This window comes from Prochlorococcus sp. MIT 1314 (assembly GCF_034093315.1).
Classification (GTDB): Bacteria; Cyanobacteriota; Cyanobacteriia; order PCC-6307; family Cyanobiaceae; genus Prochlorococcus_A; species Prochlorococcus_A marinus_Y.
On sequence record NZ_CP139300.1, the window covers coordinates 1,344,306 to 1,359,285 of the forward strand.

Genomic DNA, 14,980 nt, shown 5'->3' on the forward strand with positions numbered 1-14,980 from the left:
ATTCAATTATTTATCTATATAGTTAATTAATATAACGCATACTTAAGTCAATCCAATTACTTTTGGTAATTGAAGAACTTGTTGAAATCAAATCAATACCTTTTATTAGATATTTACTAATTTCTTTAGGATTAATTCCAGAAACTTCTATTATCAAATTTTTATTGACTTCTTTTTTTGAGCTATTCATTGATAAATCTCTTAATTCTCGAACGTTTTTTCTGATTGTTTCAGGGTTAAGTTCATCTAATAAGATACTATCTGCTCCTGCTAATACTGCTTCTTTTGCCTGTTCGATATTCTCAGCTTCAATTATGATATGAGTTGTAAAAGGCGAATTTAATCGAATTTTCTTTACGGCATTATTAAGATTATCTGTCCATGCAATGTGATTTTCTTTTATCATAGCTGCATCGTATAATCCCATTCTATGATTAACTCCACCTCCGCACTTGAATGCATATTTTTCAAATACTCTTAAGCCAGGCGTTGTTTTTCTAGTATCTGCTAATTTTATATTTGTGCCTTCTAACTTATTTACAAGATTCTTTGTATATGTTGATATTCCAGATAAATGCATTGCTATGTTTAAGCTGATCCTTTCACTAGCGAGCAAACTTTTTGAAGGACCATATATTTCCAGGAGTTTTTGATCTTTAACAAATTGATCTCCATCAGAGATATTAAATTTTGAACTGATTTTTAAATCAATTTTTTTAAAAATTTCTTTTATGATTTCAACACCACAAAATATACCCTCTTCTTTTGCAATCCAATATGCATTTCCATTCTCTTCTGTTATAGAAGACCTAGTTAGATCTCCCATACCTATATCTTCATCGATCCAACTATCAACGATTTTACTTATTATTGGAGTATTTAAATCCACTAAACTAAAAAATAATTAATTAATAAAAATTTAACTGAAGTTAGAAAATAAACTATATCTCACTATGTAATTTAACTCAAATTTATTTACCAATACAAAACTTAGAAAAAATATTATCTAGAAGTTCCTCTGTTAATTCTTGACCAGTTATTTTAGATAAGTTTTGAATACCATCTCTAAGTTCTATTGATAACAAATCGAATGGTAATCTATTTTGAATTATTTGATCAGTATCATTTAAATTAGACAGACAAGCAGACAAATTACTTAGATGTCTTTCGTTTAAAAATATATCGATATTTTCTACTTGTGTTAATCCGCATTTTTTTATGATTGTGTCGATTAATAATCTTTCACCATCATTATTTTTAATGCTCATAAGAATTGTCTTTTTAAAATCATTTGAATTAATATTTTCAGAATCAATTAAATCTTTTTTATTGCCCAAAATAGTAATTAACTTTTCTTCGGGGATTTCTTTTATTATTTTTTTGTCTTCTTCATTAAATCCTTCTTCAAGACTATAAATATAAATTATAAAATCTGAATCTTTAATTTTACCAAAACTTTTTTTAATTCCAATACTTTCAATTTGTTCATGAGTTTCTCTTATACCTGCAGTATCAATGATTTTCATAGGAATGTCATTAATAGTTAAATTTACTTCAATAATATCTCTAGTTGTTCCAGGAATATTAGTTACGATTGCTTTCTCTTTTTTTGCAAGCAAATTTAGTAGAGAGCTTTTACCAACATTTGTTTTGCCTATAAGCGCAATGGATATTCCATTGTGAATATATGAATTTCTTTTTGCATTTTCTATGAGTAATTTTATTTTTTCTTTTACTTTTTTTATGTTTTTTAGATATTTGGTGTAATCAAAATCTGTGAAGTCTTCTTCAAAATCAACTCTCGCTTCTATCTCGCAAAGTTCATTTATAAGATCATTTTTTATATCATCAATTTTTTTCTTTATTTCTCCTTGAACCCCGCTAAAAGCTAACTCTGCTGATTTGATATTGCTTGCATTAATTAATTGATTAATTGACTCGGCTTGAGTAAGATCTATTTTTCCATTGAGAAAAGCTCTTTGACTAAATTCTCCTGGATTTGCAAGTCTAACTCTAGAATTACTAGATAATAATATCTTTAGAACTTTATTTACTAAGATAATTCCTCCATGGCAATGTAGTTCAACAACATCCTCTCCTGTGAAGCTATTTGGTGATTTCATCACTAAAATTAAAACCTCATCTATAATTTTATTTTGTTTTTTTTCCTGAATAAAACCGTGAAAAACTCTATGTGATTCCCATGCATATTTAGCTTTAGTTGTAACAATCTTTTTGCAAGAATTTATTGAGTCTTTCCCTGATACTCTTATTATCGCAACTCCTCCTTTCCCTATACTTATAGCTGAAGCAATTGCCGCTATCGTATCTTCTGTAGTAACTATCGAATCCATCTCTCGCTTTGTTATAGATAATTAAGTAAAATTATCAAGAATTTAATTTTGAATTTTTCTTTCTGAATGAGATCTAAAAGAGATATTACCTATAAGAAAATTCTATCATTATTTAGGAATCAGAATGGAAGTCCTTTCTTTAATGCTAAAGGTTTAGCTATAGGTGTATTTAGTGGCTGCTTTCCTTTTTTTGGGTTTCAGACTTTAATAGGGGTATTTTTTGCAAAACTAGCTAAGGGAAATATTGTTCTAGCTGCAATTGGGACTTGGATAAGTAACCCCTTTACTTATATTCCACTTTATTATTTTAACTATAAAGTTGGTTCGATTCTTTTAAATACTTCTTCTAATAAAATTATTGAAAAAAGTTTGGTTATTGATGACTTATGGAAACAAGGTAGAATTTTTTCCCTAAAATTACTTTTAGGCTCATCTTGTGTTGGGTTTTTATTAGCTTTGATTTGCGGCAGTATTGTTTTCGTTATCTACAAGATAAATATTAAAAGATAGATTGATCTGATTTTAAAATTAATTTTGTCCAACTCTGGCAATATCTAAAACATCTGCCATTGATTTAATTTGGTCAATTGTTTTGTGAAGTTGATTATAACTTTCTAGACCTACGCAGAGATTGATAATAGCTGGTTTACCAAAAGCAGTTTTAACATTGGCATCGCTTACGTTTATACCTTTATCAGATAACCTCATAAGAATATCTTTAAGGACTCCAACTCTATCAATTACTTCTATTCGTAGCTGAATTGGAAACTTATTATCGCCAGTTTTATTATCTTGATTCCAACTAACAGGTAATCTTCTTTCTATTGGAATTGGAATTACATTTTCACAATCTGCCCTATGTATTGTTATACCGTGGTTGCCAAGCGATACAGTTCCGATAATGTCCTCGCCTGGAAGTGGGGTACAGCATTTACCTATTCTGTAATCAAGACCTTCTATCCCGGAAATTGGTGATTTAGCTGACGCATAAGATTTATTAGTGGATAAATTACTATTACTTTTAAGAGATTTTGCTATCTCAGAATTAGAATCATTTTTAATATCCTCTGTCTGTAATTTTATTTCTTCTCTTAGTCTGTTTAATACTTGATGTATAGTTAAACCACCAAACCCAAGTGATGCAAGAAGGTCTTCGGTAGTTTTTAAATTGCATCGATTTGCAACTTTTTTCATTGCATCACTAGAAAGTAATGTTTCAAAGCCATTTCGACCTACCTCTTTTTCGAGTAAATCTCTACCTCTTCTAATCGTTTCATCCCGATGGCTTTTCTTATACCATTGGCGGATTCTATTTTTAGCAGTTGGCGTAACTACAAAGTTCAACCAATCTAAGCTTGGAGTGGCATTATTATTTGTCAAAATTTCTATGAAGTCACCATTTTGAAGTGCTGTAGATAATGGAGAAAGCTTGTCATTAATTCTTATTCCATTACAGTGATTTCCAACTTCAGAATGAATTCTGTAGGCGAAATCGATTGCAGTAGATCCTTTTCTTAATCCCACAACATCTCCTTTTGGAGTGATCACAAATACTTCTTCATCAAATAAATCTTCTTTAATTGAAGCTAAATAATCATTATGATCCCCTTCATTACCTTCTTGTTGCCATTCAACTAGTTGCCTTAACCAATTAAATCTTTCAGCATTGCTTTTGGCAGGAGAACCACCCTCTTTATATTGCCAATGAGCGGCAATACCATATTCTGCAATTTGATGCATGGCAGTAGTTCTAATTTGAACTTCAATAGGTCGATGTCTTCCAATTACTGAAGTATGTAGGGACTGATATCCGTTGGGTTTTGGTAATCCTATATAGTCTTTAAATCTGCCTGGAATTGGTTTGAAAGTATCATGTACAACCGCTAAAGCTCGATAACAACTATCTGAATTATCCACAATAATTCTTAGAGCAGCAACATCATAAATTTCGTGAAACTGCTTTTGCTGTCTTTCCATTTTGCTCCAGATGCCATAAAGATGTTTTGGTCTGCCAGTTATTTCAAAGTTTTTTAAACCCGCTAAGACCAAGTTTTCTTTCATAAGATTCAAAGTTACTTTTAATCTTTTTTCTCTATCACTTCTTTTAACCGCGATTTGATCTTTAAGATCTTGATATTCTTTAGGCTCCAATAATTTAAAAGCTAAATCCTCTAATTCCCATTTAAATCTATTGATTCCTAGTCGATTAGCTAATGGTGCATAAATCTCTCTTGTTTCTCTAGCTATTCTTTGTTTTCTCTCATCATTAAGCCATTCAATTGTTCTCATGTTATGAAGTCGATCTGCAAGTTTTACTAAAACAACTCTGATATCGCTGGCCATAGCCAAAAACATTTTCCTAAGATTTTCAGCTTGTGCTTCAGTTCTGTTATTGAAGTGAATACCTCCTAATTTTGTTACACCTTCTACAAGTATTTTTACTTCTAATCCAAAATTTTTTTCTATTTCGGATAAATCAACGCCAGTATCTTCAACAACATCATGTAAGAGTCCTGCAGCAATAACAGATGAACTAGCACCTATTTCTTTGAGGAGATTTGCTACAGCAACTGGGTGGATAATGTATGGTTCGCCACTCGCGCGAACTTGTCCATCATGTGCTTTATAAGCCAGTTTAAAAGCTTTTACTATAAGGTTTTGATCATCATCATTTTTTTTATTTGATTTTTCAAAATTATTAATATCGTCAAGAAGCCAATCTGGGATTTTTATTTGATAATTCAAAGATTCACTTTCATATTTTTTATTTTCAGGCAAAATAGTTTTGGAAACTTCAATTTCGTTTTTTTCTTTTGAATTTGCAGCTGCCTCAGACATTTTATATTGCTTTAGATGTATTTTATTTATGTCTAGAAAAATTTGCTATAAAATCATGGAAATAAATAAAGAAAAAATTCTTGTAGTTAAAAATCTTACTGTTAAATATGGTTTAAAACAGCAACCTATTATCAAAAATTTTAATCTTGAAATAGATAGAGGAGATCATTTGGCTATAATAGGACCCTCTGGATGTGGAAAGACTACTTTTGCAAAAACATTAGTAAATATATTGCCTGAAAAGGCTAGTTCTAAAGGGTATTTATCGATTGCTAATGTAGATCCTAGGAAAATAAATAACAAAGAAGCACAACTATTTAGAAGAAAAACTTTTGGATTTATATATCAAGATTCCATAAAAAAACTTAATCCACTTATGAGAGTTGGGGATCACTTATATGAATTAATTAAAACTCATGATCAAACTAGATCATCTGTACTTATTAAAAAATTAGTAAAAGAAGTTTTTCAAAAAGTAGGAATTGAAGAAAGCAGACTTGATTCTTTCCCTCATCAATTTAGCGGTGGAATGAGACAGAGAGTTTCTATAGCAATGGCTCTTGCTTTAAAACCGAAATTATTAATAGCTGATGAACCTACAACAAGCCTAGATACCAGAACAAGTTTTGAAATTATGCAAGAAATAATTCATTTATGTAATGAATTCCATACTACTTTAATTTTAATTAGCCATGATATTAATCTTGCAGCAAAGTGGTGTAAAAAAGTTGCAATAATTGAACAGGGATCGATTGTTGAAAAAGGAAATATTTTAGATATTTTTCAATTACCAAAATCAGATATTGGGATAAATTTATTAAATGCCTCAAAAATAGTTTTAGAACCAAATACTAAAAATAATGTTCGAGATGAGGTCGTTCTAGAAGTAAATAACTTAAGACATTGGTATAAATTAAATTCTTCAATTTTTATGAATAAATGGAATAAGGCTTTAAATGAAGTTAGTTTCAAATTATATAAGAATGAGACTCTTGGAATAGTTGGTTCTTCTGGTAGCGGTAAAAGTACATTATGTAGGGCTTTAATTGGACTTCTGAAAGTTAGAGGAGGTGAAATAAAAATTTATAATAATAATGATGCATCGAAAAAAAATAAATCTTTTAAAAATCACAATGATATGCAAATTATTTTTCAAGATCCTTTTTCAAGTTTGAATCCAAAAATGACAATTAAAAATATTTTGGAAGATATATTTTTTATTCAAAAAATTTCAGATAAAAGAAAAATTGAAAAGGAAATAAAAGTAATGTTTAGAAATTTAAATCTTCCCTTAAATAATAATTTTTTTAATTCTTATCCTAGTCAATTATCTGGTGGTCAATTGCAAAGAATTTCACTAGCAAGGGCACTATTTTTGAAACCAAAAATTTTGATTTGTGATGAGAGCGTAAATATGTTAGATGCTTCAGTAAAAATAGAGATTCTTGAATTACTTAGATTCCTTCAAGAAAAAATGAATTTAACGATTATCTTTATCACTCATGATTTAGGAATTGCTAAAAGATTTTGTGATAGGTTGCTAGTTATGAATCACGGAAAGATAGTTGATGAAGGAGAAAGTTCTACAATATTCACTAAAACTCAAAACGCTTATACAAAATCGCTTCTAAATTCCTCTTTAAATCTCATTTAACTTTAAGAACACTTAGTAATTTTTGAAAATCTAATGGTAATTCTGCTTCAAATATCATTTCTTTACCATTTATTGGATGTATAAGTCCAAGCTTAATAGCGTGTAAAGCTTGGCCTTCTAATTTACATGGTAGTTTTTTACATCTTCCATATAACGGATCACCCACAATTGGATGGTTAATGTGAGCGCAATGAACTCTTATTTGATGCGTTCGCCCCGTATCTAGTTTGAAACTCATTAATGAGTAATTGCCAAATCTTTCTTCTAATTTCCAATAGGTACAGGCATATCTTCCTGAAGTTTCTTCAACTACTTTATATTTCAATCTATTTAATTTATCTCTGCCAATGTGTCCCACTATTTTGCCTTCTTCAGAATTAGGTGCTCCATGAATTACTGCAATATATTCGCGTGATGCTATTTTTTCTTTAATTTGTTTCTGGAGATTTACTAATGCCTCTTGGCTTTTTGCTACCACCATACATCCGGAGGTATCTTTATCTAATCTGTGAACAATACCAGGTCTTAGTTTCCCATTAATTCCAGGTAGATCATTACAGTGAAAAAGTAATCCATTAACTAAAGTTCCAGATTTGTGTCCAGGGGCTGGATGAACAATTAGTCCTGATTGTTTATTAATAACTATGATGTGCTCGTCTTCAAAAAGGATTTTTAAATCCATTTTTTCAGGTTTCAAATAAATAAGAGGTTCTGGAGGAGGCATCCATATTTGAACATTGTCGCCATTTTTTAATGGGGTTTTTGCTTTCGCGGTCTTATAATTTACAAGTACTAAACCTGAATTTATAAAATGTTGAATTCTTGCTCTACTTTGTTCTGGCCTTTTACTTACCAACCATCTGTCTAGCCTCATAGGAAGAGGTAGCTCATAAATAATTTCTATAAGCTCACCTTCTCCAATGCCGAAAGTATTTTGATTATTTAATTCCATTTTGGGACTTCTAAAGCAATTTTACCAAGCATTTGATTTCTATAATCTTCCAATAATTTATGAGACATTCTCCTTTTATCGCCTGAGGTATGTTTTGAAGCTGCTTCGCCGATCCAAGCAGAAGGACTCTTAAAGCCTTTTGCAATATCAACGCCATATCTATTAGAGATTTTTTTTACTGAGATATTCGCATTCTTATCTTTGTTGAGAGTGGATATAATTTTGATGAATCCAATTGCGACACTCTCTATTTCATAAGCAGCTTCACCAATATCGTCACATAATGCAAGATTAAGTGCTGATTTTTGATCTTCTAAATTTGGAGGTATAACACCAGGAGCATCTAGCAGATCTATACCACTTTCTAATTTTATCCATCTTAAATTACGAGTAACGCCTGCTTTCCTAGCACTATCTACAACTCTTTTTTTTGCAATTCTATTAATTAATGCTGACTTACCTACGTTTGGGAAACCAAGTGTAAGGGCTCTAATTGGCCTAATTCGCATTCCTCTAGAGAGTCTTCTATCGTCGATTGATGATCTAGATTCTTTGGCGGACTTACAAATTTCTTTAATACCTATTCCTTTTTTAGCATCACACCAAAGAGGATATTGATCTTTAGCATTAAACCATTTATTCCAACTATTGATTGTATTAGGAGAGATCATGTCTGACCTGTTAATAACAAGAATATGTTTTTTATTATTTATCCATTGATTTAAGTGTGGATGTCCTGTGGACAAAGGAATTCGTGCATCTCTAACTTCTATAACTAAATCTACTTTATTAATAACTTCAGATAATTTCTTTTCTGCTTTTGCAATATGGCCTGGGTACCATTGAATTCTGGGTATGTCCACTTCAATAAATCAAATAAAATTTTGTATTCCTTTTAGTTTTTATAAGTTTCAAAAGTATTTACTTCTAAAGTTTAGTATAAATTTAATAACTAAAAAATTTTTATAATGGTTAATTCTTAAAATTTATTAAGTCATAGGTATCAGTAACTACTTTTTAACCCAATAAGCCCAAATTAACGTTAGGGTCTTAAGATTAAAAATTAAGCTTGTTTAATGTCAAAATTATCTCTTTCCAGTCTTGATAAGACACATTTAGAAGGAAAAAAAGTTCTTGTTAGAGTAGATTTTAATGTTCCATTAAATGAAGATAGTCAAATAACCGACGATACGCGTATTCGTGCAGCGATCCCAACCATTGAATATCTTATTAATCATTCTGCAAAAGTTATCTTAGCTGCGCATTTTGGTAGACCAAAGGGTCAGGTAAATGAAAAAATGAGATTAACTCCAGTAGCAGCAAGATTAAGTGAATTGTTGGGACAAAATATTGCTCTTACTAACAGTTGTGTTGGTGATGAAGCAGTTGCACAATCAAATAGCTTATCTAATGGAGAGGTTCTTTTGCTTGAAAATGTTCGTTTTTTTGGTGAAGAGGAAAAGAACGACTTGGAGTTTGCAAAAAAATTATCATTACATGCAGATATGTATGTAAATGATGCTTTCGGTGCCGCACACAGAGCTCATGCTTCAACTCAGGGAGTTACTAATTATTTAAACCCATCAGTAGCTGGATTCCTTTTAGAGAAAGAATTGAAATACTTACAAGGAGCAATAGATTCCCCTAAGCGTCCATTGGCAGCAATAGTTGGAGGTTCAAAGGTTAGTAGCAAAATAGGAGTACTTGATTCTTTACTAGATAAGTGTGACAAAATTATGATAGGTGGAGGTATGATTTTCACTTTTTATAAGGCTAGAGGTTTAGATGTTGGAAAAAGCCTTGTAGAAGAAGATAAACTTGAGCTTGCCAAAGATTTAGAGAAAAAAGCAAAAGCAAAAGGAGTTGAATTATTACTACCCACTGATGTTGTTTTAGCTAATGAATTTTCTCCGGATGCCGAAAGTAAAATATCTCAAATTGATTCAATTAGTGGGAATTGGATGGGCCTCGATATTGGTCCAGATTCCATTAAAGTTTTCCAGAATGCTCTCGCAGAATGTAAGACAATAATATGGAATGGTCCAATGGGTGTTTTTGAATTTGATAAATTTGCAGAAGGCACAAATGCAATAGCTACGACCCTTGCAGACTTAAGTGCTTTTTCTGAAGTTTGTACAATAATTGGTGGTGGAGATTCAGTTGCAGCAGTTGAGAAAGCAGGATTAGCTGAGAAAATGTCTCATATATCTACTGGAGGTGGCGCTAGTTTGGAACTTTTAGAAGGTAAAACCTTACCTGGTGTAGCGGCTTTAAACGACGCTTAGGCTATATCTCATCAACAACATCAATACTCTTTGTGAAAGTAATCATTCCCTCAGGGTGAGCTATGATTCCTGACCAAATTTGTATCCCTGGTTTTGAAGGGGCTCTCGTCATTTTGAAAATCCCTCCAGACGGTAATGGCTCCAATAATATTTCTTGTTCAAAAAATGAATTAATTTGATGAGGTTTTATGGCTCCAGCAATAATCACTTCTTCAAGAGGCTTATCTAGAATAATATCGATATCATATTTTGAACCAGTAAGAACTTTATCAGGGATTTTAAAAATAATATCTATCTTTTTATCATCATTCCTTATTGTTGTGAATAAATTTTTAATGTTACTTTCATCAATTTTCCCATTTAAAATTGAAAAAATATAATCGAAATTGGATTCGAGTATATGCATTTCTCCATTAACTATTTTTTCCCCTGAAACTTTTATTCTTAAAAGTTCTTTATTGGGAATATTTGATTTTAATCTTTTGAGCTTCCATTTGCTGTCAGGAAAATCATTAACAATTTTTGAAAACTGTTTTGGTATATTTTGGTTTTCATTATTTCTAAAATTTTTTCTAATAAACTCTAAATCTCTCTTATTTAATGAGTTTTCTAAATTTCTTATAAAATCAACTTTTAGAGTTTCCGTGATTGCTGAATGGGGAATAATGAGATAAATAAATAAGTAGAGAGGGAATCCTATATTTTTGAATAAGTTTAAATTCAACATATTTATCATTTATTATTTTTATTCTACTAATTTCAGTTTTTATGTCTAAAAAAAATAATTTATTAGTTGCAGCAAGTGGAACAGGAGGCCATATTTTTCCAGCTTTAGCAGTTTCTAAAGAGGTAGAAGATGAATGGAATATTCATTGGTTGGGGGTTCACCAAAGACTTGATGCAAATTTTATTCCCGAAAAATATAATTTGAGGACTGTGAATATAAAGACACCAAGAAAAAATATTTTTTTGTTTTATCAATATATAGAAATTTTAATGTCAACTTTTCAAATAATTAGGATCTTAAAAGAAAAAAAAATTAACTTGGTTTTTACGACTGGAGGTTATATATCTGCCCCTACTATTGTTGCTTCAAAGCTTCTTAGGATACCTGTCATTATTCATGAATCAAATTTAATTCCAGGAATGGTCACGAAATATTTTGGGTTTTTGTGTAACTATGTTCTTTTAGGATTTAAGAAAACAAATTCTTATTTAAGAAATTGTAAAACTATTTTTACTGGTACTCCTTTAAGAAAGCAATTCTATAAATCTAATCCCTTGCCAGAATGGGTTCCAAAAGGAAAAGGCCCTCTTTTGATTGTTATGGGAGGTAGTCAAGGAGCAAAAGCTATAAATCAAATTCTTTACGAATCTCTGGAATTTTTAATGAAAAAAAAGTTCCGAATAGTTCATATTATTGGCGAATATAATAAACATCCCTTTAATTTAAAAAATTCTAAAAATTATGTTCAAAAGAATTTTACTAATGAAATCGCAGCTTTAATTCAAAACTGTGATCTTGTAATATCGAGATCTGGGGCAGGAACAATAAATGAATTAATAGAAACTGAAAAACCTTCAATTTTAATTCCATTTCCTTTTTCAAAGAATAATCACCAGGAGAAAAATGCACTGATTCTTGCTGAAATTGGCGGCTCAGTTTTAATTAATCAAAATAAAATTTCTAAAGAAGTTTTTGAAGAAACTCTAGAAAGAATTTTTAAAATAAAATTTAAAAACGGAAAAAATCAATATGAAATATTGGATCTCATGAAGAAGAACATGGAAAATAATAATAAAATCAAATCTAATATTAAGATTAAAAAATTAATTAATTATTTTTTAAAGGAATTGTGAATTTCTTTACATAAAAGACTATTATTTTTCCTGCTCTGCAAACTTATTCTTGCCCACTTTTCGTCAAGAAATTTAAATGAAGTGCATTCTCTAAGTAATATTCCCTTATTTTCTAAGTATTTTATATTTGGCGATAAAGAGGTTTTACTTTCTATTAAAAAAAAGTTGGTTGAAGAATTATGAACTTTAAGGTTTTCTATGCTTGATAGTTTTTCACATACTCTCTCTTTTTCAATATTTACCCAGCTGTGAATCTTCCTTGTCCATTGTCCATAGAATTTCTTATTGCTTAGTAGATCAATTCCGGCTTTAATAGCAAAGGAATTTAATGGCCAAGGATCTCTATGGATTTTCCATTGCTTAAGTTTTTTTGATGAGCCAATAACGTAACCTAATCTGAGACCAGGAATATTGAAAATTTTGGTCAAGCTTCTCAATACTAATAAATTATCATATTTTTTGGTTAATGGTATTAAAGATTCTTTCTCTCCATTAGGTGTTATTGATAAAAAAGCCTCATCACAGATAACTAATTTATATTGATTTATAATTGCCTCTAATGAATTTTTTCCCCACAATTGACCGGTAGGGTTATGTGGATTTGTTATCCAAATAACATCACCTTTAGGATGAATTGGAAACGATTGAGGAAAAATATTATTCCAGTTTTTTGGTAATTCGCAATGTATGAAATCGCTATTCCAACAATTTAAGGATCTTTCATAATCAACAAAGCATGGAGAAGGGATAGAACTGATTCCAAATTTGGATGCTTCATAACCTGCCCATGTTATTAGCTCAGAAGCTCCATTTCCAGGCAATATATTTTCTGGATTTATCCCATGAAATTTACCAATTATTTCTTTTAAATCACTCAATTTTCTGTCAGGGTAATATTTAAATCCAAGATTCTTAATTTCCGCAATTAATGAATCTATTAGTATTTGAGGGGGATTAAAGGGTACTAATGAGGCACTTGCGTCAATTATTTCGGAGGGTGATAAATTTAATCTTTTTGCATTTGCATATACATTTCCGCCATGTTTGAAGTTTGTAATGTCCATAGCTTCTGTTGAGTAATCATTAGGTTCTGATTTATTCATTATTCATTTCTAGTTTTATTCAACCCATTTTAAATTTGATCCAATGGCCTCTTTTATATTAGATAATTGATGGTTATTGAGTTGCTTTATAATGCCTTCAAGTATATCTGGGACTAATTGTGGACCCTTATATATCCATCCTGTGTAAAGTTGAATTAATGATGCACCAGAACAAATTCTTTCCCAAGCTGACTCAGGACTATCGATTCCACCAACGCCAATTAAAATAATTTTTTTATCAATCTTATGAATATGTTTTATTATTTGATTTGCTTTTTTTTGTAAAGGTCTTCCACTTAATCCTCCATTCTCTTCAGAAAGTAATAATCCAGTTTGCCTGATCTTTCTATTTTCAAGACCTAATCTATCAATGCTGGTGTTAGTAGCTATTATTCCATCGATGTTTTCCTCAATTATTAATTGACAAATATCTTCAATATCTTTAAGGCTTAAATCCGGGGCAATTTTTACAAATAATGGTGGACAATTAGGTAAATTTTTAATTTCTTTAAGAAGTTCTTTTAAAAGAATTGGATCTTGCAACTTTCTTAGTCCTTCAGTATTTGGAGAACTTACGTTAATTGCTGCGTAATCACAATATGGAATTAATAATTTTAGAGAAGTTAAATAATCATCTTTTGCTTGAGATAAACCTGTAATTTTAGATTTGCCGAAATTTATTCCCAAACAAATATTCTTTCTCTTTTTTTTAAACTCAATACCTTGTTCAAGAAAGTTTTTAACTAGATTTTCAGCACCATTGTTATTGAAACCCATCCTATTTAATGCTGCTTCTTCTTCTGCTAATCTAAAAAGCCTTGGTTTGGGATTACCATTTTGAGCAAATTTAGTTACTGTACCAAGTTCAGCAAAACCAAAACCAAAATCTCTCCATATATTTGCAGCATTACCATTTTTGTCAAAACCCGCGGCTAAACCAATTGGATTACAAAAATTTATTCCACATATGTTCTGACTTAATCTTTTATCAACTACAGAAAATTCTTCACTTAGATTTTTTAGGATTGATGCAACTAGAGGCCAATTATATTTTCTTGAACTGAATGATAGAAGGCCTAGAGATAAATTAGTTAAATATTCTGCATCTATTCCAGAGTCTTTTTTTAGTATAGGAGTCATTAAGTTTTTATAGAGATTTTTAAAGACCCCCTTCTTTTCATTCATAAAAAATTAAGATTCTTTTTTTTCTATTATCCAATATTTTTTATATTTAGGAATCAATCTCCAATTACGCCATTCAAACAGTAAATATTCTTTTATCTTAAAGTGGTTTTCTTCACCCAATAGGTTACTTAGTTCTAGTGAACTTAACAAGTACTTTTTTTCTGCAAATTTCTCAATTAATTCATTCCTTGAAAATAATTCCTGAATTTCTCTAGGTGCATTTTTTTGAAAAAAGTCAACTGAGGATTCTGCTTCTTTAAAGTTATTTATTATAGATATACCTTTACTGTAATTAGTTGCAATTTTATCAACCCTATCATTTTGTTTATCACCGCTATGACCCTTAACATATTCCATTATTAAGCCATTAATTCTTAATTGATCAATTTTTTGCCATAAATCAAGATTTTGAACTGATTTTCCTGCGCTTGTTTTCCATCCATTTCTCTTCCAATTAATAATCCATTTTGTATATCCCTCTATGACATATTTACTATCAGTTCTTAATTTAAAGTTATCTTTTAATTTATAGGTTTTTAATTTCTCAAGAGTTTTTATAGCAGCAGTAAGTTCCATTCTATTATTGGTGGTATTTTGCTCGGAACCACCTATTTCTAATTCACTGTTATCGTCAAAAATTATTAAACCACCCCAACCACCTGGACCTGGATTACCACTACAGGCACCATCAGTTGCAGCTTCAATTGCAATACTATTGCTATTCATAATTTTTGAAGCCGATACTAAGT

At 30.4% G+C, this 14,980-nt stretch carries 13 protein-coding genes; 4 read left to right on the forward strand and 9 right to left on the reverse strand.

Annotated elements, in window-relative coordinates:
- Positions 1-22: 22 nt before the first annotated feature.
- Together nadC and mnmE are read right to left on the reverse strand one after the other, a co-directional pair.
- Positions 23-889, reverse strand: coding sequence for a carboxylating nicotinate-nucleotide diphosphorylase (nadC, locus tag SOI86_RS07605; protein ID WP_320681233.1), 867 nt, complete (start codon positions 887-889; stop codon positions 23-25).
- Positions 890-971: 82 nt separating this feature from the next.
- Positions 972-2,354: a tRNA uridine-5-carboxymethylaminomethyl(34) synthesis GTPase MnmE gene (mnmE, locus tag SOI86_RS07610; RefSeq protein ID WP_320681234.1), complete on the reverse strand. Its 1,383-nt coding sequence runs from the start codon at positions 2,352-2,354 to the stop codon at positions 972-974.
- Between the two features lie 66 nt (positions 2,355-2,420).
- On the opposite strand from mnmE, the gene SOI86_RS07615 reads away from it, so the two are divergent.
- A complete protein-coding gene (locus SOI86_RS07615) occupies positions 2,421-2,864 on the forward strand; it encodes a DUF2062 domain-containing protein (protein WP_320681235.1) in 444 nt (147 codons plus the stop codon).
- 18 nt (positions 2,865-2,882) lie between these two features.
- Here SOI86_RS07615 and SOI86_RS07620 read toward each other — a convergent pair whose 3' ends face one another.
- Positions 2,883-5,192 (reverse strand): bifunctional (p)ppGpp synthetase/guanosine-3',5'-bis(diphosphate) 3'-pyrophosphohydrolase, encoded by a 2,310-nt coding sequence (locus tag SOI86_RS07620; protein WP_320681236.1) that lies wholly within the window; start codon positions 5,190-5,192, stop codon positions 2,883-2,885.
- Positions 5,193-5,247: 55 nt separating this feature from the next.
- Between SOI86_RS07620 and SOI86_RS07625 the strand changes: the two genes are divergently transcribed.
- Complete coding sequence (locus tag SOI86_RS07625) at positions 5,248-6,846, forward strand: ABC transporter ATP-binding protein (RefSeq protein WP_320682516.1); 1,599 nt, start codon at positions 5,248-5,250, stop codon at positions 6,844-6,846.
- Here the strand turns inward: SOI86_RS07625 and SOI86_RS07630 are convergent.
- Positions 6,839-7,798, reverse strand: coding sequence for an RluA family pseudouridine synthase (locus tag SOI86_RS07630; protein WP_320681237.1), 960 nt, complete (start codon positions 7,796-7,798; stop codon positions 6,839-6,841). The two genes, SOI86_RS07625 and SOI86_RS07630, sit on opposite strands and share 8 nt — an antisense overlap.
- Positions 7,789-8,661, reverse strand: coding sequence for a ribosome biogenesis GTPase YlqF (gene ylqF, locus SOI86_RS07635; RefSeq protein ID WP_320681238.1), 873 nt, complete (start codon positions 8,659-8,661; stop codon positions 7,789-7,791). Before ylqF ends, SOI86_RS07630 begins: the two co-directional genes overlap by 10 nt.
- 213 nt (positions 8,662-8,874) lie before the next feature.
- Between ylqF and SOI86_RS07640 the strand changes: the two genes are divergently transcribed.
- Entirely contained in the window at positions 8,875-10,083 is a 1,209-nt protein-coding gene (locus tag SOI86_RS07640; protein ID WP_320681239.1) for a phosphoglycerate kinase, read from the forward strand.
- 1 nt (position 10,084) lies between these two features.
- Here SOI86_RS07640 and SOI86_RS07645 read toward each other — a convergent pair whose 3' ends face one another.
- On the reverse strand, positions 10,085-10,810 hold the full coding sequence (locus SOI86_RS07645) for a hypothetical protein (RefSeq protein WP_320681240.1): 726 nt from the start codon (positions 10,808-10,810) through the stop codon (positions 10,085-10,087).
- Between the two features lie 41 nt (positions 10,811-10,851).
- On the opposite strand from SOI86_RS07645, the gene SOI86_RS07650 reads away from it, so the two are divergent.
- Positions 10,852-11,943 carry a UDP-N-acetylglucosamine--N-acetylmuramyl-(pentapeptide) pyrophosphoryl-undecaprenol N-acetylglucosamine transferase gene (locus SOI86_RS07650; protein WP_320681241.1) on the forward strand — a complete coding sequence of 364 codons (1,092 nt, stop codon included), beginning with the start codon at positions 10,852-10,854 and terminating at the stop codon, positions 11,941-11,943.
- On the opposite strand, the gene SOI86_RS07655 is transcribed toward SOI86_RS07650, so the two are convergent.
- Genes SOI86_RS07655 through SOI86_RS07665 form a run of 3 tightly spaced genes read right to left on the reverse strand, consistent with a single transcriptional unit; the run spans position 11,922 to position 14,957 of the window.
- Positions 11,922-13,046 (reverse strand): histidinol-phosphate transaminase, encoded by a 1,125-nt coding sequence (locus SOI86_RS07655; RefSeq protein WP_320681242.1) that lies wholly within the window; start codon positions 13,044-13,046, stop codon positions 11,922-11,924. The genes SOI86_RS07650 and SOI86_RS07655 overlap by 22 nt on opposite strands.
- A gap of 15 nt (positions 13,047-13,061) precedes the next feature.
- Positions 13,062-14,231, reverse strand: a complete 1,170-nt coding sequence (locus SOI86_RS07660) for a quinone-dependent dihydroorotate dehydrogenase (protein ID WP_320681243.1) — start codon at positions 14,229-14,231, stop codon at positions 13,062-13,064.
- A 6-nt stretch (positions 14,232-14,237) separates the two neighbouring features.
- Positions 14,238-14,957, reverse strand: coding sequence for a ribonuclease H (locus SOI86_RS07665; protein ID WP_320681244.1), 720 nt, complete (start codon positions 14,955-14,957; stop codon positions 14,238-14,240).
- Between the last annotated feature and the right edge of the window lie 23 nt (positions 14,958-14,980).